Origin of the sequence: Candidatus Viadribacter manganicus, assembly GCF_001679665.1 — a bacterium.
GTDB classification, from domain to species: domain Bacteria; phylum Pseudomonadota; class Alphaproteobacteria; order Caulobacterales; family Aquidulcibacteraceae; genus Vitreimonas; species Vitreimonas manganica.
Genome location: NZ_CP013244.1, coordinates 2,239,534 through 2,260,732, shown reverse-complemented (window position 1 = coordinate 2,260,732; position 21,199 = coordinate 2,239,534). Strand labels below are relative to the sequence as shown.

At 60.7% G+C, this 21,199-nt stretch carries 26 protein-coding genes; 10 read left to right on the top strand and 16 right to left on the bottom strand.

Features of this window, described 5'->3' with window-relative positions; genetic code table 11:
* Positions 1 to 18 precede the first annotated feature (18 nt).
* The gene (locus ATE48_RS11685) at positions 19 to 771 is read right to left on the bottom strand and encodes an inositol monophosphatase family protein (RefSeq protein WP_083197314.1); all 753 of its coding nucleotides are present in this window, start codon (positions 769 to 771) and stop codon (positions 19 to 21) included.
* Positions 772 to 848: 77 nt separating this feature from the next.
* Here ATE48_RS11685 and ATE48_RS11680 point away from each other — a divergent pair, with 77 nt between their 5' ends.
* On the top strand, positions 849 to 1,514 hold the full coding sequence (locus tag ATE48_RS11680) for a hypothetical protein (protein WP_066771720.1): 666 nt from the start codon (positions 849 to 851) through the stop codon (positions 1,512 to 1,514).
* Between the two features lie 66 nt (positions 1,515 to 1,580).
* The gene (locus tag ATE48_RS11675; RefSeq protein ID WP_066771718.1) at positions 1,581 to 1,928 is read left to right on the top strand and encodes a hypothetical protein; all 348 of its coding nucleotides are present in this window, start codon (positions 1,581 to 1,583) and stop codon (positions 1,926 to 1,928) included.
* Positions 1,929 to 1,980: 52 nt separating this feature from the next.
* Here ATE48_RS11675 and ATE48_RS11670 read toward each other — a convergent pair whose 3' ends face one another.
* Genes ATE48_RS11670 through ATE48_RS11655 form a run of 4 tightly spaced genes read right to left on the bottom strand, consistent with a single transcriptional unit; the run spans position 1,981 to position 4,826 of the window.
* A complete protein-coding gene (locus ATE48_RS11670; RefSeq protein ID WP_066771716.1) occupies positions 1,981 to 2,973 on the bottom strand; it encodes a glycerophosphodiester phosphodiesterase family protein in 993 nt (330 codons plus the stop codon).
* A 50-nt stretch (positions 2,974 to 3,023) separates the two neighbouring features.
* A complete protein-coding gene (locus ATE48_RS11665) occupies positions 3,024 to 3,413 on the bottom strand; it encodes a DUF5367 family protein (RefSeq protein WP_066771715.1) in 390 nt (129 codons plus the stop codon).
* Between the two features lies 1 nt (position 3,414).
* Positions 3,415 to 3,690, bottom strand: a complete 276-nt coding sequence (locus ATE48_RS11660; protein ID WP_066771714.1) for a hypothetical protein — start codon at positions 3,688 to 3,690, stop codon at positions 3,415 to 3,417.
* Complete coding sequence (locus ATE48_RS11655) at positions 3,687 to 4,826, bottom strand: acyl-CoA dehydrogenase family protein (RefSeq protein ID WP_066771713.1); 1,140 nt, start codon at positions 4,824 to 4,826, stop codon at positions 3,687 to 3,689. Before ATE48_RS11655 ends, ATE48_RS11660 begins: the two co-directional genes overlap by 4 nt.
* Before the next feature lie 132 nt (positions 4,827 to 4,958).
* On the opposite strand from ATE48_RS11655, the gene ATE48_RS11650 reads away from it, so the two are divergent.
* From ATE48_RS11650 to ATE48_RS11640, 3 genes are all read left to right on the top strand, one after another.
* A complete protein-coding gene (locus ATE48_RS11650; protein ID WP_066771708.1) occupies positions 4,959 to 5,222 on the top strand; it encodes a hypothetical protein in 264 nt (87 codons plus the stop codon).
* Between the two features lie 173 nt (positions 5,223 to 5,395).
* On the top strand, positions 5,396 to 5,635 hold the full coding sequence (locus ATE48_RS11645; RefSeq protein WP_066771706.1) for a hypothetical protein: 240 nt from the start codon (positions 5,396 to 5,398) through the stop codon (positions 5,633 to 5,635).
* Positions 5,636 to 5,694: 59 nt separating this feature from the next.
* On the top strand, positions 5,695 to 6,585 hold the full coding sequence (locus ATE48_RS11640) for a DMT family transporter (RefSeq protein ID WP_066771704.1): 891 nt from the start codon (positions 5,695 to 5,697) through the stop codon (positions 6,583 to 6,585).
* Here ATE48_RS11640 and ATE48_RS20070 read toward each other — a convergent pair.
* The 8 genes from ATE48_RS20070 to ATE48_RS11600 form a co-directional block, all read right to left on the bottom strand.
* Positions 6,582 to 6,893, bottom strand: coding sequence for a hypothetical protein (locus ATE48_RS20070; protein WP_066771703.1), 312 nt, complete (start codon positions 6,891 to 6,893; stop codon positions 6,582 to 6,584). The two genes, ATE48_RS11640 and ATE48_RS20070, sit on opposite strands and share 4 nt — an antisense overlap.
* Complete coding sequence (locus tag ATE48_RS11630) at positions 6,887 to 7,108, bottom strand: hypothetical protein (RefSeq protein WP_066771702.1); 222 nt, start codon at positions 7,106 to 7,108, stop codon at positions 6,887 to 6,889. Before ATE48_RS11630 ends, ATE48_RS20070 begins: the two co-directional genes overlap by 7 nt.
* A 265-nt stretch (positions 7,109 to 7,373) precedes the next feature.
* Positions 7,374 to 9,365 (bottom strand): elongation factor G, encoded by a 1,992-nt coding sequence (locus ATE48_RS11625; protein WP_066771700.1) that lies wholly within the window; start codon positions 9,363 to 9,365, stop codon positions 7,374 to 7,376.
* Between the two features lie 152 nt (positions 9,366 to 9,517).
* Positions 9,518 to 9,940, bottom strand: coding sequence for a bacteriohemerythrin (locus tag ATE48_RS11620; protein WP_228126591.1), 423 nt, complete (start codon positions 9,938 to 9,940; stop codon positions 9,518 to 9,520).
* A 111-nt stretch (positions 9,941 to 10,051) separates the two neighbouring features.
* Positions 10,052 to 10,822 (bottom strand): MerR family transcriptional regulator, encoded by a 771-nt coding sequence (locus ATE48_RS11615; protein ID WP_066771697.1) that lies wholly within the window; start codon positions 10,820 to 10,822, stop codon positions 10,052 to 10,054.
* Positions 10,823 to 10,885: 63 nt separating this feature from the next.
* Positions 10,886 to 11,185, bottom strand: a complete 300-nt coding sequence (locus tag ATE48_RS11610; RefSeq protein WP_066771696.1) for a hypothetical protein — start codon at positions 11,183 to 11,185, stop codon at positions 10,886 to 10,888.
* A gap of 131 nt (positions 11,186 to 11,316) precedes the next feature.
* The gene (locus tag ATE48_RS11605; RefSeq protein WP_066771694.1) at positions 11,317 to 12,201 is read right to left on the bottom strand and encodes a pirin family protein; all 885 of its coding nucleotides are present in this window, start codon (positions 12,199 to 12,201) and stop codon (positions 11,317 to 11,319) included.
* A complete protein-coding gene (locus ATE48_RS11600) occupies positions 12,198 to 12,878 on the bottom strand; it encodes a phosphatase PAP2 family protein (RefSeq protein WP_228126590.1) in 681 nt (226 codons plus the stop codon). The genes ATE48_RS11605 and ATE48_RS11600 overlap by 4 nt, the downstream gene beginning before the upstream one ends.
* A 195-nt stretch (positions 12,879 to 13,073) precedes the next feature.
* On the opposite strand from ATE48_RS11600, the gene ATE48_RS11595 reads away from it, so the two are divergent.
* Positions 13,074 to 13,322, top strand: a complete 249-nt coding sequence (locus ATE48_RS11595) for a hypothetical protein (protein WP_066771690.1) — start codon at positions 13,074 to 13,076, stop codon at positions 13,320 to 13,322.
* A 63-nt stretch (positions 13,323 to 13,385) separates the two neighbouring features.
* On the opposite strand, the gene clpB is transcribed toward ATE48_RS11595, so the two are convergent.
* The 3 genes from clpB to ATE48_RS11580 all read right to left on the bottom strand — a co-directional run bounded on the left by clpB (position 13,386) and on the right by ATE48_RS11580 (position 17,137).
* Entirely contained in the window at positions 13,386 to 15,980 is a 2,595-nt protein-coding gene (clpB, locus tag ATE48_RS11590; protein ID WP_066771688.1) for an ATP-dependent chaperone ClpB, read from the bottom strand.
* A 117-nt stretch (positions 15,981 to 16,097) separates the two neighbouring features.
* Entirely contained in the window at positions 16,098 to 16,277 is a 180-nt protein-coding gene (locus ATE48_RS11585) for a hypothetical protein (RefSeq protein WP_066771686.1), read from the bottom strand.
* Positions 16,278 to 16,291: 14 nt separating this feature from the next.
* Complete coding sequence (locus tag ATE48_RS11580) at positions 16,292 to 17,137, bottom strand: universal stress protein (protein ID WP_066771684.1); 846 nt, start codon at positions 17,135 to 17,137, stop codon at positions 16,292 to 16,294.
* Between the two features lie 140 nt (positions 17,138 to 17,277).
* On the opposite strand from ATE48_RS11580, the gene ATE48_RS11575 reads away from it, so the two are divergent.
* From ATE48_RS11575 to ATE48_RS11555, 4 genes are all read left to right on the top strand, one after another.
* Positions 17,278 to 18,720 (top strand): NAD-dependent succinate-semialdehyde dehydrogenase, encoded by a 1,443-nt coding sequence (locus ATE48_RS11575; RefSeq protein WP_066771682.1) that lies wholly within the window; start codon positions 17,278 to 17,280, stop codon positions 18,718 to 18,720.
* Positions 18,721 to 18,931: 211 nt separating this feature from the next.
* Positions 18,932 to 19,189, top strand: a complete 258-nt coding sequence (locus tag ATE48_RS11565) for a GIY-YIG nuclease family protein (RefSeq protein ID WP_066771678.1) — start codon at positions 18,932 to 18,934, stop codon at positions 19,187 to 19,189.
* A 16-nt stretch (positions 19,190 to 19,205) separates the two neighbouring features.
* Positions 19,206 to 20,060, top strand: a complete 855-nt coding sequence (locus ATE48_RS11560) for a sterol desaturase family protein (RefSeq protein WP_066771676.1) — start codon at positions 19,206 to 19,208, stop codon at positions 20,058 to 20,060.
* Positions 20,061 to 20,069: 9 nt separating this feature from the next.
* A complete protein-coding gene (locus ATE48_RS11555; protein ID WP_066771674.1) occupies positions 20,070 to 21,185 on the top strand; it encodes an aromatic ring-hydroxylating oxygenase subunit alpha in 1,116 nt (371 codons plus the stop codon).
* Positions 21,186 to 21,199 lie beyond the last annotated feature (14 nt).

Below are 21,199 nucleotides of genomic sequence, written 5' to 3'. Positions count from 1 at the left end.
AATGTGAAAATTCGCACATCATTCCGGCAGCGGCGCGAGGCCGTTGGAAGCGGCAACTTCGAGCGGCTGGTCAAGCGCAGCGCCCTCGATGCGTACCACGCCGCCCGCCGCCTCAACCAGCGCACAGCCAGCGGCCACATCCCAAATCATCGAACCTGACTCGCGGTACGCCTCGGCGCGGCCCGCTGCGACATACGCCAGCGCCGTCGCCGCAGAGCCAATCATCCGCACCTTCTGCCACGTGCGCAGGCGCTGCTCGAACGTCTTCATCGACTCATCGCTCGCGCGCGAGGGGACGCCGGTTTGCAGAATACCCTTCGCGGGATTTTCAATCGCCGAGACCCACATCGGCGCGCCGTTGAGCCAAGCGCCCAAGCCAATCGCGCCGGAAAAGCGCTCGCGCGTCACAAAACAATCGACGACCCCAAGCACCGGCTTGCCATTGTCCAACAGCGCAATCGAAACGCCGCAATGCGGATAGCCGCGCAGATAGTTCACGCTGCCGTCGAGTGGATCAATGGCCCAAACCCAGCGGTCGCCGCGCTGCATCGCTCGCGCCCAGCCCGCCTCCTCGGAGATGATTGGGTATTCGCTCTCCCGCGCGATCGCGGTGAGCACGATCTCTTCGGCGTGCTTGTCGGCGCCGATTTTTACCTCGCGCCCCTGCTCGGCTTCGATCACGCCCCATTGGGCGCGGTTGGCCAGGAGCGCCTCGCCAGCGGCGGCCGCGGCGGTGTCGGCGAGATGCAAAAGGGCTCTGAGGTCGCTCACGCCTTCCTGATAGCCCCCGAACGCCTCTTGGAGAAGCGCGGCATACGCGCTTTAGCAGAGTCTGGGGGAATGGCTCGATGGATGGCGGGCAAACCAAGCCCAACGCTGAGCGCGCGGCGGTCAAGCCACCGCAGGGTATGAGCGCGTCCGCGCTCGACAAGAAAATCGGCATCAAGCAGCACGCCCGCGATGACGCTGCGCGAAACCTCCCACGCCACGACGCTGATGACCTCTCCGACACCGAAAAGGCGGTGATAGAAGCCGTCGCAGGCGCCGTTCCGCCTAGGCCGCGGCCGCCCGAACAAACCAATCCGCTGTTCGAAAATCCGCGATTGGTGCAAGCGACGTGGAACGAAGAGTTCGCGCAAGCCTTGGAGAGTGCATTGCGCAGCGCGGGCTCGGGCGGCCCGCAGCGCGCATCTCCGATCATCGCGGGTTTGCGCGCTGTCGGCGCCGATCCGGATTTCGGTCAGGAGATTCCACGCCGCCGCCTCGTGCTGGTCTCGGACTTGCTTGAGCACAATCCACAGGGTTTCTCACTTTATGTTTCGGATGCGGACTATACCGCTGGGCGCGCCAGTTCTCCGAACGGTCCGCCCAACTTCGCGCGCGTAGAATTGCGGATTGTTCCGATCGATCGTCCTGACAACGCCGAACGGCAGGCATTTGCAGTGGAGGCCTTCTGGCCTGCATCCTTCGACGCGGCAGATGTCCAATCTGTAAGCATGGACCCCGCGCCCTAACCCCGACGCTTTCACCTCCGCCGACTCACTTTAGATTCGCGTCTCGTCGGAACTCCGGAGGGGCGGTTGAATACCTTTAATTGGCAAGGCGGCAGTGGCCGCTGGTTCGAATTCGAGATCGCCCGCGCGCAGCGCGATTGGGACACCGTTGGCGGCGTCTACATGTTCGTGAAGCCGCATGACCAACCGTCGCAAGACTGGGGCGGCCCGATCTGCTTGTTCGCCGCGCAGACCGCCGATTTTTCATCAACGCTGACGCGTCACGACATGTGGCAAGCCGCTGAAAATCTTGGCGCGCGCGAGATCCACTTGCTGACGATCAAGGAAGATCAAACGCGCGAGCGCGTGTTGAAGGACATCCTTGAAGCGCAAGCCCCGATCCTCAATCGCAATATGCTGCGCCGCGTCGCCTAAGACGGAGCTTCAAACACGAAACCAAAAACGCGGACCGCAAAGTCCGCGTTTTTTAGCGCGCCGCGACTGCGGCCGCCGGATCGTCGCTGAAGACGCCATCAACACCAGCAGCATAAAACGCGCGCAGTTCGGCAGCGATATTGCCATGCAGGCGCAGCGTTTCCTCCGCGCTAGTGGCGCCGATGCGCAGTGACGCCGGCAAAAAGAAATTCTCCGGCCTAAACGTCCACGGATGCACGACAAGGTTCACCGCATGCGCGCGCGCGACCAGATCCGTCGGCGCGCCGAGATTATTGCTCGCATCGCGTGGAATGATCAGCGCCTTCTCCGCCCCGATTCCACGCGCATAGTCAGAAATCCGGCGCAAGCCATCACCCGCGATCATATCGGCGTAGGAAGTGTCGCGCTGATCCCACGGCCCGCCATCCGCCGATACAAGCTGCACGCACTGCCAGCGGATCGACGACATTTCCGCCAGCGAGCGGATTGCGCCAATCTCAAAGCACTGCACGTACATGATATCAGCGGCGCTCTGGCCTCCACCCTCGCCCACCACGGCAATGAACGCCGGAACGGGATCGACGCCCTGCTCGCGCAGGAATGTCGGGTGCTTCAGTTCAGGATAAATGCCCACGCCATGTTGCTTGGCCAAGGCCAAGGCTTCTGCGAATGTCGGCACTTCGAATTGGTCATTGTAATGGGTGTTGGCGGGGCGCAATTGCGGAATGCGTTCGCGCGCCCGCAGCGTCTTCAGCTCCGCCAGCGTGAAATCCTCGACCCACCAGCCTAGCGCTTCCACACCATCCACCGTCTTGGTCTTGCGGCGCTCGGCGAACTCCGGGCGATTCGACACATTGGTGGTTTGCGAAATCTCATTCTCGTGACGACAAACAAGGATGTGATCCTTGGTCATCACCAGATCAGGCTCGATGAAGTCGGCGCCTTGTTCGATTGCGACCTCGTAGGCGGCAAGCGTGTGTTCAGGCCGATATGCGCTCGCGCCACGATGCGCGATTACGATCGGCCGCCTCGTCGTCTCGTTCATACTCGCACATCCCGCAAGCGCCGCCGCACCAAGCAATACATCCCGACGATTCATATGCGCTCGTCCTGCGGCGCAAGCTTCGTGTTCCAGAGTCCGACAAAAAGGATCGAAGCACCGAACAGCAGCGACCACGCGCCGAACGTCGCATCAAGCGTCACATCGAGGTTCGGAAACGCATTCGGAAATTCATGCGTCAGAAATCCGTTCAACAAGAGCACCGGTAGAGCCAGACCGATCGATGCCTCACCCTCGTCGCCTGACGCCTCACCGAGCAACTTCAAAAACACGAACCCGAGCACACCACCAACAACCGGCGCCGAGAGGAATGTCACTAGGCGCAGCGATTCCTCAGGCAAAAAGAAATACTGGCCGGCAAAACGAAAGGCGGCAGCGACCCCGAGCCACATGAGAAAGCCAAAAAACATCGCACGAATGATCATGTCAGCTTTCTCCTACCGGCTTCACGCCGAGCGTCATCAATTTATCAACGACCGCCTGCAGGCGGGTTTCAGGCACGGGACACGTTATATTCTCGTCCGCCGCCCAGCGCAGATAGTCCGCCACAGCTTCGCGTCCGGCGCCGTCGATCAAAAGCTTGTACACCGGCCAGACGTAAGACTCGTACTCATCCTCCGGCACGCCGCACCCGATCGGGTCCCAATCGCGCCAAAGCACGGCGTTTATCGCACGCGTTTCGGCCTTGGTGTCCCGGCTCATTCCTTCAGCATTTCGCGCGAAACAATGACACGCATGATCTCGTTGGTGCCTTCCAAAATCCGGTGCACGCGTAAGTCGCGAACAATGCGCTCGACTTCATAATCGGCCAGATAGCCGTAGCCGCCATGCAGCTGCAGCGCCTGATCGGCGACCTTGAAGGAAGCATCCGTGACGAAGCGCTTGGCCATAGCGCAATACTTCGTCGCATCCGGCGCCTTCGCATCAAGCTTGCGCGCCGCCGCGTGCAGCAAGGCGCGGCATGCGGCGAGTTCGGTTTCCATATCCGCCAGCACGAATTGCGTATTCTGGAAATCCGCCAAGCGCTTGCCAAATTGCTTGCGCTCCTTGACGTAGCCAAGCGCGCGATCGAGCGCATCCTGAGCGCCGCCTAAAGCGCACGCGGCGATGTTCAGGCGCCCGCCATCAAGGCCCTTCATCGCATATTTGAAGCCCTCACCTTCAGGACCGATCCGATTTTCCACCGGCACGCGGCAATCTTCGAAGGTCACGATCGCGGTCGGTTGGGCGCGCCAACCCATTTTGTCTTCGTTCTTCCCGAACGAAAGCCCCTTGGTCTCGTTCGGCACCAGCACCGTCGAGACGCCCTTCGGACCGTCATCGCCTGTGCGGCACATGAGAACGTACATGTCCGAGAAGCCAGCGCCGGAGATGAACGCCTTTGAGCCGTTGATCACGTATTGCGAATTGCCGTCGGCCTTCGCTGTCGTTCGAAGCGCCCCGGCGTCCGAGCCCGAACCTGGCTCAGTCAAGCAATAGGACGCGATCTTCTCCATCGTCGTCAGTTTCGGCAGCCACTCGGCGCGTTGCTCTTCACTGCCGAAGCTGTCGATCATCCAAGAGCACATATTGTGGATCGACAAGAACGCCGCCGTCGCGATGCAACCGCGTGAAAGCTCTTCAAAGATCAACGCCGCATCGAGGCGCGAAAGCCCCGACCCGCCGTGCTCTTCGCCAACGTAAATCCCGCCAAAGCCGAGGCCTGCGAGCTCCTGCAGCACGCCGCGATCCAGCCCCTCTTCTTCCCAACGCGCCGCGTTCGGACGGAGCTTTTCCTGTGCGAAGCTGCGTGCAGTTTCGACGATAAGTTCTTGGTCTTCCGTAAGTTGCGCCGACATTGTTCCCTCGTTGCGCCGCTTATAGCTCCCCCGACGCCAGAGGCCAGCGTTCCCGGCGCGGAACTAAGGACGCAGTCATGTGTTTCTGACCCGCAATCTACGCCGCACCGGCGCAGGTAGGGAGTTTTTGAAATGCGTAAGTTGATCGCCACCGCCGCTATCGCCGCGTTCTCACTCGGGCTCGCCGCTTGCGGCGACGGCGGCAGCGCCGAAAGCGCCGGAGAGAGTGCTGATTCCGCTATCGAAGAATCGACCCAAGGCCATGAAAACCTTGGCGACGGTCCGCTCGAACAAGCTGGCGAAAGCATCGACGAGGCGACTGGCAACCAACAAAACAACGATGCAGCCGACGCGATCAACGACGCGACGGACGGCGATTCATCGACCAATCCATGACCCCATTTCCCAAGGTGCGTTCTGCTTGTCGAACGCATCAAGAAAAACGGCGCCGCGCGACCTCGTCGCCGGCGCCGCACGCTTTTGGGCGGAACCGTGTTCTGCACGGAACGTTGAAACCCCCGGCGGCCGCTACGCCGCCCAACAACTGGGACACTTCAGGAGAGACAAGGATGTTGAAGTCATTGCTGGGCGCCGCCGCTGCCCTGAGCATGCTGGGCGTTGTCGCATGCAGCCAAGGCCCGAACGAAGAAGCGGGCGAAGCTGCCGACATCAACTACGAACAATCAACGACCGGCACGACCGATCTGGGCCAAGGTCCGAACGAAGAAGCCGGCGAAGCGCTCGACGAAGCCACCGACGGCGCCCCGGCTGGCACGACCACGACGCCACCGGCAACGACCACGCCGTAACAGCGAAATCGCATTGCGATTGAGCTCCCCGCGGGCCAAAAGGCGCGCGGGGAGTTTTCATGTTTGGCCGTCTGCCGCCAGCGCTAGTGCTCACGCTGGCGATCATCGCCGGCGCGTCGATGGACGCCACCATTAAACATCTCTTGCAGAGTAATCACGTTCTGCTTGTCAGCTTCGGACGTTACCTCTTCGGCGCATTCTTTTCGCTGCTGATATGGTGGCGCGCCGGCAAGCCGGTAATTACCAAGGAGATGTGGCGTGCGCACGGCCTGCGCGGCTTCGTGATCGCGATCTGCGCCGTAACGTTCTTTTGGTCTCTAAAGGTGCTTCCGCTAGCTGAAGCGGTGACGCTGTCTTTTATTTATCCGCTGCTCGCGCCTTTCGTAGCGTTCGTTCTGCTGAAAGAGCGCATCCGGGTCTCCAGCGTCATCTGCGCTTTGGTTGGCTTCGGCGGCGTCATCCTCGCCATGCAAGGCGCGCCGAGCGAGGCGGAATCGCCAATGCACGATGTCGGCGTTATCGCCGCCATTCTGGCTGCGACCTTCTTCTCCATCGCGATGGTCCTCTTGCGCGAGCGCTCCCAGAAGGATGGTCCGGTGATCGTCAGCCTGATGACCAGTGTCGTGCCGGGCATCATCCTGCTTGCGCCAACCATGGTGTTCGCGACACCGCCAAATCTCGACAATTGGTGGTTCTTCCTTCAACTCGGCGCACTCGCCGCAGTGTTCATGTATTTGATGGCTCAAGCTTACGCGCGCGCCGAAGCGCAACAGCTCGCGCCGATCCACTACACCGAGCTCATCTATGCGAGCTTGATTGGCTTTTTCCTCTTTCACGAAGTGCCGCGGCCGGAAATTTATATGGGCGCTGCCCTGATCATCGCGGCGTGCCTATGGGCCGCCTACGACGAGCGCCGCCTCTCGCTAAAGCCAAAGCCAGCGGCGAGCTAAGCGGCCAACGGCGACAACCCATTAAAGCCGCCAAGGAAACGGCGTGAACGGCGTGCGCGAACTGTCCGGCCTTTCGGCAATGGCGCTCGCGCCGCGAATCGCCTCTCCTTCTTCATGGCGACCGCCATCGGGCACTGATCGTGCGGCAGCCTTCGTCCGTTGCGCTCCCACAAGCGCCAGGTCACGCACCACATGTCATGACCAATACGGGGCTCTTGGCCTACGAAGCGCACAGCCTCCGCATTGAAATAGATAACCCGGCCCTCCCTATCAAGCAGATAGAGCGCAATCGGCAAATCGCTCAGCATTGTGTTGGCGAAAATCCAGCTGAACTTCCATCAAGCTCTCGCCAGGTCGAGCACGAGATCGGAAACCCATCGATCACGGTAATCAGCCGGTCGCGCGTCGCCGGCTCACCTTCAAACGATTGCAGCAATGACGCAGAACCCGATGCGAGCGGATCCGACGTTTGGTCCAGCAACCACGCCGCCGGCGTTTGAAAAACGCGCGCGATCTCGATCAAGGCCGCCGCCGAAATGCGGTTTAGTCTCGTATTTTTGAATCTGCTGAAACGTCAGCTGAAGATCAGCTGCGATCGTCTTCGCGACATGCCAAACGCCAGCCTACGTTGGCGCACCCGCGCGCCAATGCGCAGATCATGAGCATGCATCGCATCTCTGCCGACGGTCAGCATTCATCACCGCCGAAAGCAAGATTACGCCTAAGGACGAGGTATCGTCACCTCTTAGAAGTTGTGTCCTCCTCCGCGCGAGGAGGACACCAAACCTCTAGGCGCTCGCTTGCGCCTTCTTGGCGACGTCATCGGCGCGGCGGCCGGTGACTTCAACCATATGATCGTACTCGGCCTCAAATGTCGCCAAGCCCTGCGTCAACGACCTCAATTCAATGATGAAATTCTGCCGTTCACTGTGCGGCAGATAGACATCGACGCGATCCCAGCCTTGCCAGCCTTCGCGCGGCTCGAAGCCCAGGATCTGACCGTTATGTGCGGACACCGCCGAATTGATTTTCGGTGTGCCGGAGCTTGGCGTGTAAATCGAAAGCTTCTCGACCGGCTCTAGCAGCACCGATCCACATTGCTCGATCGCTTCCTGCATGCCGATGCGACCAGCCTGCTGAAACGAATGCTCGCTGGAATCGACAGCATGGAATGAGCCGTCGATCAACGTGACGGCGACATCGACAACTGGAAAGCCGATCGCGCCTTTGACCATAGCGTCTTTAACCCCGGCCTCGACAGCCGGGATCCATTGGCGCGGAATGGCGCCGCCGGTGATCTTATCGACAAACTGAAAGCCCTCGCCGCGCGGCAACGGTTTCACTTGGATGACGCAATCGCCGAACTGGCCGTGGCCACCGGTTTGCTTTTTGTGACGCCCGCGCACTTCCACGTTCTTGCGCAGACTTTCCTTATACGGCGTTGAGGGCGGCGCGGTGGCCACCTCAACGTTGAACCGCCCCTTCAACCGATCGAGCACGCTCCGCAGATGCGGCTCGCCTTGGCCCTGCAGCAAAATCTCATGCGTCGTTTGATCGTGCACGACATTGAGGCCCGCATCCTCATCGACCAGTTTCTGCAGCGCACCAGAAAGGCGCACGTCATCCTTCCGATCCTTGGTTGTGATCGAAAGCTGGTAGACCGGGAAACGCTTCTTGAAGCTCAGCTTCAACTTCTGCAGCCCGCTGGCGCCTAGAAGATCGCCGGCGGCGACGGGGTCGAGCTTGCCGATCGCAGCGATATCGCCTTCAGGCACGCGAGATACTTTCTTCGTCTGCGAACCGGCGACGGAAAAGAGAGCGCCTGGACGCTGGGACGAACCATCGCTCAACGTCAGCTGATCGCTATCGTTCAGCGCCGCGCCGAACACGCGCGCGAAGGCGAGCTTTCCAGCCTGTCCTGCGTGCGATATCTTCGCGACATACGCGCCGCTGCCGCTTAGTCCCAAACGCGCGGCGGCGTATTTCGGCTCCGGCGTGTCGTGGCGCAACGCCTTCAGAAGTCGACGCACGCCATTGCCGTTGGCGGTCGAGCCAAAGAACACCGGCGCAATCAAACTGTCGCGCGTCTCTTTCACGAGATCTGCAAAGACCGTGTCCCGGTCAGGCGCGACATCGGAAAGCAGCTTTTCCATCAGCTCATCGTCATAATCGGCAAGCTGTTCGAGCATATGGAAGCGCGCCTCGGTTTCGCGTGCCGCCAAATCCTTCGGAATGTCGATGATCTTCGAGGGCTTGCCCTGCTCGTATTGGTAGGCGCGCTCCAGCGCGAGATCGACGAAGCCGGTGATCTTGTCGCTTTCCCAAATCGGAATCTGTCGCGCCACCAAGGGAGCAGTCGAAACTGGCTGTAATGCCTCCAACAAATCTCGGATTCGGCCTCGTGCGGCGTCGATCTTGTTGATGAAAATCGCGCGCGGAATCTGCAGCTCTTCCAAGGCCTTCAAGAACGGCTGCACCAGCACGGCTTTGTCAGGGTCTGGATCGGCGACGACAATGGCGAGATCGACCGCGGGAAGCGCAAAATCGGCGTCTGCAAGAAAGTCGACGGCGCCTGGCGCATCTATGAGGGCGTAATGGTCGCCCATGAAATCGATAGCGGTGAATTGGGTTTCAGTGGATTGGCCTACCGCGGCCGGGGCTATACCCGGACCGCCCGAAGCGGCGGAGGCCAGAGCTTGGATCAACGCCGTCTTGCCCGCTCCGGTCGGGCCGACGACGGCTATAGCCCTCACTACATTTGCCGATTTTGATTCAGGCATGGCGCACACTCCCTTGTTTCCCACTGTTGGGTTGGGGCGGCGCCAGCGGCCGGCGCCGCTTCTCGCTTATGCCGACCTGTCGAGGTCGGGAGCGAAGAGTGTTTCACCGAAACAACAATCGCGCAACTGGCAGCGTAAACGCTGAGCGCGCTTTAGCGGGCCGATCCGGCAGCGCCCTTTGGCGCACGGGAATAATCTGCATACTTTCTGTCGATGCATTTGATGTGAGCGGCCAGCCAAAGCCGAAGGAACTGGAAAAACTCAGTCGTCGGGACACCGTCCGCAGCAACTGCCGCCGCTTGGTGCATCGCGAAATCCTTCAACAGCTTGGTGTGGACGCGCTTGTGGTTCTCCAGATCAGCGTAGTCGATCTTCGCCATGAAGATCTCTTCATCCCGAAAATGCCGAGCGGTGACTGCGCCAAGGTGATTGATCATGGCGATAACGGGCTGGCCCTTCTTGCCGGCCTGCGTCGCGTCGTAGATCGCGTTCATGGCGTCGAGAATATCACGGTGCTCACGATTCATATCGTGCACACCAATGTCCAAACTATCGTCCCAGGTCATAATCGGCATGACGGCCTCCCTGATGGGATGATCCGTCATGCCAAGTCTGAACGATGTTAAACCCGCTGCAAGAATATGCAGCGGCGCGATGTCATACGTAGAGCTACGTACTCGGCGCCGTTAAGACCCCTTCAACGCTTCGAACACCCGCCCCAAGAATTGCCAGTGGCTCATCGTGGTCGGCATGTCCTTAGACAGCTCAGGATCGTTCATCGCTTCGCGGTTCATCGCCCCTGCCGCCTGGAAGAGCGCCGGATCGCCCTGCGTGAATTCTCCGATCAAAGCCTGAGCGCGGCGGCCGATCTCCAGCGCTTTGGCTGACGAGGGATCCGCGCTCGCACCCAGCGCATCGATGTCGGCGAACACTTTCGTCCACGCCGCGCCGACACGCGCCTGATCTTCCGCCGTGAATTCGCGCGTGCGCAATCCATGCAATTGCTCGGGCGTGTAATGCTTTTGAGCCAACGCCTCCATTTTTGGGGACCACTTCATCTCTGACATTGCTGTACTCCTGACGAGCTTTCCTAACTCGTCCGGGGAAAGTGACTGCTTGCCCTTCAGCTTCGCACGCGCCTGACGCACCAGCGCCAGTGCCTGCTCCGCTTCGCTGCGCGCATCCTCTAAAGCCGCTTCCTGCAGCGCCAGCGCAGCGGCAAGATCGCCAGCGCCACGCAGCAGCTCGCCAATGCGCTTCAACGGCAGCCCGAGCTGCTTCAGCGCCAAAATGGCGGAAAGCCGCTCTATCTCCGGCTGACGATAAATCCGCCAGCCAGCCACCGTTCGCGCCGGCTTTAACAGCCCCGCATCCTCGTAAACGCGCAACGCCTTGACGCTTACGCCGAAGCGCTTCGCCACCGCCGCCGCGGTCTCCTGGAATACGTTAGGTTTCATCACCTTCCTCGAACGGCCAGACTATGCAGCCCGGACCCAAGGGTCGGCTCAAGCGGAAAAATATTATTCGCAGCTCCCGCCGCGCCCCCAGAAGAACGGTGCGGTTGCCCCCGCATACCCGAACTCAAGATTTCCATCGCCGTACACGTCAAACACGGCCACCGCATCGTCATCCCAGCCGGCTTTGCCGAATACAGCGCGATCGCACCGCACCCCGCCGCTTGTGTAGCGTTGACAGAGCTGCATGTGTTCGCCTGAGGGCATCAGCACAAAATGCACTTCATCCAGATCGCCTTGCGCCGCGTCCCGGCGCCAATAGCCGAGGTAGCGATCGGGATTTTCCGGGTCTCGCCGCCAAGTCACGGACGCGGGCCAGTGATCCGCCCAATGCTCGCTCCAACACCCTTCGATCCTCGACCATTGCGAAGAGCTTGGCGAACTCGTCGCGCACGAAGCGAGCGTAGAAGCCAATATGACAGCGAGCACCCTGCGCATCAGTGATCCGGTAGCGGGATGAATTCCTTGTCGTCGCCCGGTACTGTGCCAAAGCGTCCGGCTTTCCAATCTTCCTTCGCCTGCTCGATCCGCTCCTTGCGTGACGAGACAAAATTCCACCAAATATGACGAGGCCCAAGATTGGCGCCGCCCAGCAGCATGAACCGCGCGGGCGTCAGCGCCTTAATAGTGATCGCATCGCCGGGACGAAAAACCAACAAGCGTCCTCGTTCAAATTGATCGCCCGCAACTTCGATTTCACCGCCCGTCAGATAAAGCCCGCGCTCCTCATGCTCGGCGCCAAGTGGCAAAGAGGCGCCCGCGTCCAGCTGCGCATCGGCATAAAACATTTCCGAATAGGTCTTCACCGGCGAATTCTTGCCGTACAACGATCCCGCGATCACGCGCACGATCTTGCCGCCCTCTTCGATCACCGGCAATTCGGCTACACGGTGATGCTTGAAGAACGCCTCGCTTTCTTCATGCGCCTCCGGCAGCGCCACCCAGGACTGAATGCCGGCGATCGGCGAGCCCATGGCGCGCAGCTCCGCACGCGTGCGCTCCGAATGAGCGATGCCGCGCCCAGCGTTCATCCAATTCACATCGCCCGGTTGAATCACCTGCGCCGATCCCAAAGTGTCGCGATGAAAAATCTCACCTTCGAACAGATAAGTAACTGTCGCCAGATTGATGTGCGGATGCGGGCGCACATCAAGACCCTCACCCACGCCAAAATGCGATGGCCCGAACTCATCCCAAAAGATGAACGGGCCGATCATGCGCTTCTCGATCGCCGGCAGCGCACGCCGCACGGAAAAGCCGCCTCCCAGGTCGCGCGGCTTCGGTTCGAGTGTGATCATAACTGCAGAAGGATCGTCGCTCATTCCGCCAAGCTAGAACGGCTCTGTCCGCTCGTCATCCCAGAGATGCGATTGGCGAACCAAGTCGCAGCCACCCAGCAGAGCAGCGCCCAGGCTGCGCCGAGGCACCAGCCAGCCAGCACATCCGTCGGCCAGTGCACCCCGAGATAAACGCGCGTCAGTCCAATCAGTAATGTGACCAGGATCGCACCACCCAGCACATAGCCGCGCAACCACCGTTTCTCCTGCGTGCGCGCAATCAAAGCGCCAAGCGTCAGGTACGTCACCGCCGAAAGCATCGCGTGTCCGCTGGGAAAACTCATGCTCGTGGTTTCGACCACATGCGCCACAAGATCAGGACGCGGGCGATTGAACCCGACCTTCAAACCCTCACTGATCAGTGTGCCGCCAATCGTCGCGAACAAAAGCGTCAGCGCATCGCTCCAACGCTTCAGCACCAGCAAATATCCGGTCGCCATAAAAGTCACGAGCGCCAGCACAGCGAAACCGCCAAGCGTTGTAATATCCATCACCGATGTCTCGACCCATCGCGGTCCGATCGGGTCCGCTGGATCAGCGGTGCGCAACGCCAGCAAAATGCTTTCGTCGAACCAACGCGCTTCGCCTTCGCCGACTTCATCGGCGATTTCCATAAAAGCGAACAACGGCAGTGCGACGCCGAGAAAGATCGCAATTGGCACGATCTCTCGTCGCGCCAAGTTGAGCCACGTTCTTGGATTCAGCGCCCGCATTGACATCGCAAAATGCATGACTGGAGGATTTGTTCCATGCATTCGGTTGCACGCGTTAGGGCGTTTTTGCCGGTACTCGTTCGCTTGCGCTCTGCTAATTTGCGCGACCGCTTAGGCGGGATAAAAAGAACGCTGGAGAGAAACATGAGAATTTTGGTTGCTATCGCCGCCGCTGCGGCTCTCGCCGTTGCTGCTTGCACGCCCGCCGATCAAAACGCTGCTGAGCAAGACGCCAACCAAGCCGCGACCGAAACCGGCCAAGCGCTCGAAGACGCCGGCCAAGCTGTTGGCGATGCCGCGAGCCAAACGGGCGAAGCTATCGAAGGCGCAACCAATGACGCCGCGAACTCTGTCGCCAACGCGACGGATGACAACGAAGCGACACATCCGTAATAGGATCACGTTTCTTGAAACGACGAAGGGCGGAGCCAAAAGCTCCGCCCTCTTTTATTTTCGCTAAGCTGCCGCTTTGTCGCTGGCGCCGTTGAATAGAAAGTCGTTGCCGTCGAACGTGACAGCGACGCGATCTCCGTCCTTCACGCGGCCTTCCAGAATGAGCCGCGCGAACGGATCTTGAATATCCTTCTGGATGACACGCTTCAGCGGCCGCGCACCCCAAGCAGAATCATAGCCTCGTTTGGCGAGTTCATTGCTGGCGCGGCTATCGAGCTCCATCGTGATGTTGCGCGCGCCGAGCAATTTATCCAGGCGCTTCAGCTGAATATCGACGATGGCGCCCATTTGCGCCCGCTCCAGCCGCTTGAAAAGAATGATCTCATCGACGCGGTTGAGAAATTCGGGCCGGAAGCGGCTACGCAGCTCGCCCATCACCAGATCGCGCACGTCTTCCACGTCAGCGCCATCAGGCTGCTCCGCCAAGAATTGCGCACCAGCGTTCGAGGTCATGATCAAGATCGTGTTCTTGAAATCAACGGTCCTGCCCTGGCCATCGGTGAGGCGACCATCATCCAACACTTGCAGCAGAACGTTGAACACGTCCGGGTGGGCCTTCTCGATCTCATCGAACAGCACAACCTGATACGGACGCCGGCGAACCGCTTCGGTAAGTGCGCCGCCCTCTTCGTATCCGACGTATCCTGGAGGGGCGCCGATCAAACGCGAGACCGAGTGCTTCTCCATGTACTCGGACATATCGATACGCGTCAGCGCGTGCTCATCGTCGAACAGGAACTCCGCGAGCGCCTTTGTCAGTTCGGTTTTGCCGACGCCGGTTGGACCAAGGAACATGAACGAACCAATCGGCCGGTTCGGATCCTGCAGCCCCGCGCGCGCGCGGCGCACCGCATCCGCCACCGAACGCAGCGCTGGCTCCTGCCCGATCACACGCCCACGCAGCGCATCTTCCATCGCCAGTAGCTTTGCCTTCTCGCCTTCGAGCATTTTCTCGACTGGCACGCCCGTCCAGCGCGAGACCACACCCGCAATCGCTTCGGCATCGACGACCTCCTTCACCAGGCCCACGCCATCGCCGCCCGCCTTCTCAGCGTCAGCGATCTGCTTTTCCAATTGCGGAATACGCCCGTACTTAAGCTCCGATGCTCGCGCCAGATTACCCTGCCGCACCGCTTGCTCATATTCGGTCTGCAGCTTCTCCAGCTCTTCCTTCGATTTCGACGTCACCTGCAGCTTCTGCTTCTCCGCCGACCAGCGCGCCGTCAGTTCAGCCGAGCGCGTCTCGATCTGCGCGATCTCCGTCTCGAGCTTGCCAGTGCGATCCTTCGAAGCCGGGTCCTTTTCCTTCTTCAGCGCCTCGAGCTCGATCTTGAGCTGCAGCGCACGCCGATCGAGCTCATCGAGCTCTTCGGGTTTTGAATCCACCTGCATCCGCAGCCGCGACGCCGCTTCGTCCATCAAATCGATGGCTTTGTCTGGCAAGAAGCGGTCGGTGATGTAGCGATGCGAGAGCTGCGCCGCAGCCACGATCGCCGCATCCGAGATGCGCACGCCATGGTGTTGCTCGTAGCGGTCTTTCAAGCCGCGGAGGATCGAGATCGAATCTTCGACGCTCGGCTCATCGACGAACACCGGCTGGAAACGCCGCGCCAGCGCCGCGTCCTTCTCCACGTGCTTGCGATATTCATCGAGCGTCGTCGCGCCAACGCAATGCAGTTCGCCGCGCGCCAAGGCCGGCTTCAAGAGGTTCGACGCGTCCATCGCCCCATCGGCTTTGCCGGCGCCGACCAATGTGTGCATCTCGTCAATAAACAGGATGATGCCGCCTTCGGCCGCAGTGACCTCGTTCAAAACAGCCTTCAGCCGCTCTTCGAACTCGCCGCGAAACTTCGCACCAGCAATCAGCGCGCCCATGTCGAGCGCCAACAGCTTCTTGTGCTTTAAGCTCTCAGGCACATCGCCATTGATGATGCGCAGCGCGAGACCCTCGGCGATCGCCGTTTTACCCACCCCCGGCTCACCGATCAGCACCGGATTATTCTTCGTACGGCGGCTCAGAACCTGAATCGTGCGCCGAATTTCCTCGTCGCGGCCGATCACCGGATCAAGCTTGCCCTTGCGCGCATCTTCCGTGAGATCGCGGGCGTACTTTTTCAGCGCGTCATACTGATCCTCGGCCGACGAAGACTGCGCCGTACGCCCTTTGCGCAATTCGCCAATCGCCGCTTCCAACTTCTGCGGAGTAAGCCCGGCCTTCTTCAAGATCTCGGAGGCTTTTCCATCGGCGATCGCAAGACCGAACAACAAGCGCTCAGCCGTCACGTAGGAATCGCCCGCTTTAGTCGCGGCTTGATCCGCCGCGTCGAGCGCGCGGTTGAACGACACCGCCGCGTACATGCGATCGCCGCCGCCTTGCACTTTCGGCAGCGCTTGCACGGCTTTGTCCACGTCGTCAGCGGCCTGACGCGCGTTCGCACCGGCGCTGGTCAGCAGCCCGGACGTGAGACCTTCACGGTCGTCAAGTAGCGCCTTCAAAAGGTGCTGCGTTTCCAATTGTTGGTTTTGTTCGCGAATTGCGATCGTCTGCGCGGCTTGCACGAATCCACGCGCACGCTCGGTGAGCTTTTCCATATCCATGAGCGACCCTTACGGCGTCCCACGTTAACCCCCATTGCGGCCGGTCAACGCGGCATGTTGCTGTTGTGCACCAGACTTAGTGTGGCGGATGAGGCACACAAGGGTAGGCGGACAATTTTAGGCGCCGAGATTGATGCCAAAATCGCTGAGGTGAACGCCGAAGAACATGACGGCAATCACAACCACCAAGATCACGCCAACAATCAGCCGCGTCACTAATTTCAACGCCGCCCAAACCACGACGATAACGAGCAATACGGCCAACGCCGCATCGATCAGCGACCAGTTGAGCTCCATACCCCGCCTCCGGTTTAGTGCGCCATCAGAAGCGGCACGGTTGTCGAGCGCAACAATTCGCGCGTCGCGCCCCCAAACACCAGCTCCCGCAGCCGCGAGTGCGCATAGCCACCCATAACGATGAGATCGGCGTTCAGCTTCTGCGCTTCTTCGAGGATCGCCAAAGAGGCCGAACGGCCCATGCTATCCACATTGCGGACTTCCGCCGGCAGGCCGCGCCGGTTCAAGTGACCGGCAATATTGGAGCCCGGCTGATCGCCATGCCCGAACATTTTCGGCTTGGCGTCCACCGTCACTACCGTCACCGCCTCAGCGATCTCCAACAGATCATCGGCTTCCGAAAGCGCGCGCGTCGCTTCGCGGCTCGCGTCCCAAGCCACAACCACGCGTTTGCCGATGCTCGTTCCCTTCCAGTTCGGCGGCGCGATCAACGCCGGACGGCCGGAGTGAAAAAGCACGCCTTCGATAATCTCCTCGCGCAGTTCAACGCCGCTGCCTTCGCTTGGCCGCGTCATGATCGCGACATCAGCGTAGCGGGCATGCACGGCGGCCACACGGCCTAGATCGCGCGACAGCGCCTCCGCCGCCCGTAGCTCCGCCTTCTTGGCGGAACGCGCCAGGCGCGCCTCAACCTTCTTGCGCTCGACTTCCGCTTCCTGGCGCGCACGGCCCAGAAGCTCAGCCCAGACGCCCCCCACCACAGTCGGTTCATACGCGAGCGGTTCATCGGGCACCGGGGTCAAGAACGCAGCCGCCACATGCCAATCACCGCATTGGCCGGCGAGCACTTCGCCAAGCGCGATAGCCGGCTCATCCACCTCGACTTCCGAAACAATAACCAGAATGTCTTTCCAGCTCATGTGGGCGCCTCCTCGTCGATCTATACGCCTTGCGCGAATGTCGCGCCACAAATCCGCTTAAGCGTGCGCCTCCAGACTTGAAGCGGCGTTGAGGCTGCGCAATGTCCTGACCGACATCCTGTTTTCCAAGGAAACCCCGCATGAGCCCCACGTTCCGTTCCGACGCCTATATCGACGGCAAGTGGCGCGCAGGCGCGAAGCGCTTCGAGGTGTTCAATCCGGCCACGCAGGCCGTGATCGCCGAAGTGCCAGATCTCGGCGCCGCCGAAACCGAAGAAGCCATTGCTGCGGCGCACCGCGCCTTTCCCGGCTGGGCCGCGAAAGCCGCCAAGGAGCGCGCGCAAATCATGCGGGCCTGGTTCGATCTGATGATGGCCGACATCGACCGGCTGGCGCGCCTCATCTCACTCGAAGGCGGCAAGCCGCTCGCCGAGGCCAAGGGCGAAGCGGCCTACGGCGCAAGCTTCATGGAATGGTATGGCGAGGAGGCAAAGCGCGCCTACGGCCGCGTCATCCCAACGACCACGCCCACGCGCCGCTACGTGACCATAAAGCAGCCGATCGGCGTCTGCGCCGCTGTGACGCCGTGGAATTTTCCGATGGCGATGATCACCCGTAAAGCCGCGCCCGCTCTCGCCGCCGGTTGCACCATCGTCCTAAAGCCTCCGCATCAAACGCCGCTGACCGCCTTGGCCCTGGCCGAGCTGGGCGAAAAGGCAGGGCTCCCTGCCGGGGTGTTCAATGTCGTCACCACCGCAAACGCCAGCGCCGTCGGCAAGATCATGTGCGAGAGCAATCTCGTCCGCCACTTCTCGTTCACTGGCTCGACCGAAGTCGGCAAAAAGCTTGGCGCCGCTTGCGTTGGCTCGACCGTAAAGAAGGTGGCGCTCGAGCTTGGCGGCAACGCACCGCTCATCGTCTTCGCCGACGCCGATCTCGATCTCGCCGTCAAAGGCGCAATCCTCTCGAAATTCCGCAACGCCGGCCAAACCTGCGTCTGCGCCAATCGCATTCTAGTTGAAGACGCGATCTACAACGCCTTCTCCATGAAGCTCGCCGACGCGGTCCCCAAGCTCAAAGTTGGCCCCGGCATCGAAGATGGCGTCGAGATCGGGCCGCTGATCGATCAGAAGGCCATCGAAAAAGTTGAACGCATGGTGGCCGAGGCGCTCGCCTCCGGCGCAACCGCGCTCACCGGTGGCAAAAAGCACCCCGCCGGCGCGCAATTCTACACACCCACCGTGCTCACCAACGTCACCCGCGACATGCGCGTGAACACCGAAGAAATCTTCGGCCCCGTCGCGCCGCTCATCCGCTTCAAAACCGAGGACGAAGCCGTCTCGATCGCCAACGACACCCCGTTCGGCCTTGCCTCCTACTTCTTCACCAAGGACGTACACCGCGCCTGGCGGGTCGCCGAACGCATCGAAAGCGGCATGGTCTCGATCAATGACGGTATCTTCTCGAACGAAGTCATTCCTTTCGGCGGCTGGAAAGAAAGCGGTCTCGGCCGCGAAGGCGGCGTCGAAGGCTTGGACGAATATTTAGAGTCCAAGTTTGTGAATTTCGGTGGGTTTGCGTGATCAAAGTCCATCCTTGGATATATCGGAGCCTTTGGGTGGGATGCCTGTTTCTAGGCCTCTTGCTGGTCGTACCGGTCCCATTGCTTCTGATCCTGGGAGCTAGCCTCGCCATCTCAGGCCAGACAGGTGTCTACGCGCTGATCGCGAGCGAATTGCTTGGCGCTTTTCTAGTGCTGCTCTCAATTCGGCGCCTGACGAGGCCGCGCCGAGCGTGAAGACTTCAGGTTACGTCTATGTCCTCGGCAGCCAGCTTGGCACGGACCGGCGCACTTATGTCGGTTGGACCATAGACATTGACGCGCGCCTCGCGCTTCACAATGCCGGCATCGGCGCGCGTTCGACACGTGGCCGCTATTGGGTGCTGCTCTATGCCGAGCGTTACCTCACCCGCCGCGAAGCCATGAGTCGGGAAGTTTCGCTGAAGCGCGACCGCCGCTTCCGCGCCGCGCTGGCGTCACTGCTGCTCTGAGGCTAGCGTCACGAACGTGGAAGCCCTGCAAACTCTTCTGAGCGAAGCCGCCGCCTCATTCTGGACCGCGTTCAGCGGTCTCGTCTGGCCTGCGCTTGCGTTTGCGGCCATCGCCTTCATCGCGCACGGCCTTGATGCGATCCACGTCGCGCGCAACGCCGCTGCAGAAGTCCGCACCAACCTTATCCTTTTCGCACTCGACGCGTCGCTGGTCACGCCGTTGCTTGTCATCGCGCTCACCTTTTTCGGCGCACTCATTCAGCAAAGCGGCTTCGTTCTGTTTTCACCAACGCAATGGGCGACGCTTCCGCAAATTGCGGTCGGCTTCGTCGCACTGTTCGCTGGCGATTTCATCGCCTATTGGCGCCATCGGCTCGAACACACGCCGCTCATCTGGCCCGCTCACGTCGCTCACCACAGCGATACAGCCATGACCTGGACAACAGGCCTGCGCTTTCATCCGTTCAACCGGGTCACCACCGCGCTCATCGACACGACATTCCTCGCGCTACTCGGCTTGCCGATCTGGGCGCTGCTGATCAACAACCTCGTGCGCCACTATTATGGCCTCTTCATCCACATGGATCTGCCCTGGACGTACGGCCCGTTGCGCCGCGTCTTCGTCTCACCCGCCATGCATCGCTGGCACCACATCCGAGACGCCGATGGCGCCGGCGTCAACTTCGCTACCGTGTTTTCAGTTTTCGACCAAGCCTTCGGCACCTACCACGTCCCCGGCCCCTGCACCGCACCGCTCGGTGTTCGCGACGATGTCGGCCACGGGGCGCTCAAGCAGCTCGCATGGCCATTGGTCGCGCTCTATCGCGCCGTAAAATTCCGGCGCTCGCTTCGCTCGCCCGGAATGACGTAGGATGACCTCATGCCGACTCCCAAGTCCCTACCCGCCTGGCTATACACAGACCCGCGCTTCTTCGAGCAAGAGCGCGAACATGTCTTCGCCCAAGCTTGGCACATCGTCGGCCATATCAACGATATTCCGAACACCGGCGATTACCTGACGCTGGATATCCTGGGCGATCGCGTCGTCACCGTGCGCGGCGATGACGCCACAATCCGCAGCTTCCACAATGTCTGCCGCCATCGCGCCGGCAAGATCGCCACCGAGTGGCGTGGCTCGTGCGGTCATCGCCTCGTTTGCCCGTACCACGCCTGGAGCTACAAGCTCGACGGCGGCTTCGCTGGCGCGCCGAAATGGCAAGGCTTCGATAGCCTCGATCCCAACACGCTCGCGCTGAAGCCCGTCGACCAGGAAATCGCCTTCGGCTTCATCTTCATCCGCTTTGCCCCAGGTCTACCCAGCGTCGCGGACATGATGGCGCCCTACGCCGATGAACTCGCGGCGTTCGAGCTTGAAAAGCTTATACCCAATGGCCGCGTCACGCTGCGCCCGCGTCCGGTGAACTGGAAAAACGTCGGCGATAATTATTCCGACGGCATGCACATTCCGGTCGCGCACCCCGGCTTGTCACGCCTTCTCGCGGGCACTTACAGAATCGAAGCCAAGCCCTGGATCGACAAGATGTGGGGCACGATCACGGAGACGCCGTCCGACAACTGGTCCGAGCGTCAGTACCAAAAGCTGCTCGGCACGTTCGATCACATTCCAGCCGAGCGCAGGCGCTTGTGGGCCTATTACAAGCTTTGGCCGAACGTTGCATTCGACATCTACCCCGATCAAGTCGACTTCATGCAATTCATCCCGGTGTCCGCGACGCAAACAATGATCCGCGAAATCGCCTATGTTCATCCAAACGCAAGCCGCGAAATGAACGCTGCACGCTATCTCAACTGGCGCATCAATCGCCAAGTCAACGCCGAAGACACCGTGCTGATCGAAGGCGTGCAGCAGGGCATGGAAAGTTCAAGCTACGATACCGGCCCGCTCTCGCCGAGCGAAGTGTGCCTCATCTCGTTTGGCGACCGCATGCGCGCACTGATCCCCGACGCAAATCTCGAACGCGCGCCGGCAAACTAGCACGACAAGGTGCA

Coding starts and splice junctions, on each gene's coding strand:
- clpB (WP_066771688.1), bottom strand. CDS start 15,980: ATGGATATGGAAAAGCTCACCGAGCGTGCGCGTGGATTCGTGCAAGCC.
- ATE48_RS11650 (WP_066771708.1), top strand. CDS start 4,959: ATGCGTAAGTTGATCGCCACCGCCGCTATCGCCGCGTTCTCACTCGGG.
- ATE48_RS11640 (WP_066771704.1), top strand. CDS start 5,695: ATGTTTGGCCGTCTGCCGCCAGCGCTAGTGCTCACGCTGGCGATCATC.
- ATE48_RS11615 (WP_066771697.1), bottom strand. CDS start 10,822: ATGAAACCTAACGTATTCCAGGAGACCGCGGCGGCGGTGGCGAAGCGC.
- ATE48_RS11575 (WP_066771682.1), top strand. CDS start 17,278: ATGAGCCCCACGTTCCGTTCCGACGCCTATATCGACGGCAAGTGGCGC.
- ATE48_RS11595 (WP_066771690.1), top strand. CDS start 13,074: ATGAGAATTTTGGTTGCTATCGCCGCCGCTGCGGCTCTCGCCGTTGCT.
- ATE48_RS11680 (WP_066771720.1), top strand. CDS start 849: ATGGATGGCGGGCAAACCAAGCCCAACGCTGAGCGCGCGGCGGTCAAG.
- ATE48_RS11580 (WP_066771684.1), bottom strand. CDS start 17,137: ATGAGCTGGAAAGACATTCTGGTTATTGTTTCGGAAGTCGAGGTGGAT.
- ATE48_RS11660 (WP_066771714.1), bottom strand. CDS start 3,690: ATGAGCCGGGACACCAAGGCCGAAACGCGTGCGATAAACGCCGTGCTT.
- ATE48_RS11645 (WP_066771706.1), top strand. CDS start 5,396: ATGTTGAAGTCATTGCTGGGCGCCGCCGCTGCCCTGAGCATGCTGGGC.
- ATE48_RS11555 (WP_066771674.1), top strand. CDS start 20,070: ATGCCGACTCCCAAGTCCCTACCCGCCTGGCTATACACAGACCCGCGC.
- ATE48_RS11655 (WP_066771713.1), bottom strand. CDS start 4,826: ATGTCGGCGCAACTTACGGAAGACCAAGAACTTATCGTCGAAACTGCA.
- ATE48_RS11665 (WP_066771715.1), bottom strand. CDS start 3,413: ATGATCATTCGTGCGATGTTTTTTGGCTTTCTCATGTGGCTCGGGGTC.
- ATE48_RS11620 (WP_228126591.1), bottom strand. CDS start 9,940: ATGCCGATTATGACCTGGGACGATAGTTTGGACATTGGTGTGCACGAT.
- ATE48_RS11605 (WP_066771694.1), bottom strand. CDS start 12,201: ATGAGCGACGATCCTTCTGCAGTTATGATCACACTCGAACCGAAGCCG.
- ATE48_RS11625 (WP_066771700.1), bottom strand. CDS start 9,365: ATGCCTGAATCAAAATCGGCAAATGTAGTGAGGGCTATAGCCGTCGTC.
- ATE48_RS20070 (WP_066771703.1), bottom strand. CDS start 6,893: ATGCTGAGCGATTTGCCGATTGCGCTCTATCTGCTTGATAGGGAGGGC.
- ATE48_RS11670 (WP_066771716.1), bottom strand. CDS start 2,973: ATGAACGAGACGACGAGGCGGCCGATCGTAATCGCGCATCGTGGCGCG.
- ATE48_RS11585 (WP_066771686.1), bottom strand. CDS start 16,277: ATGGAGCTCAACTGGTCGCTGATCGATGCGGCGTTGGCCGTATTGCTC.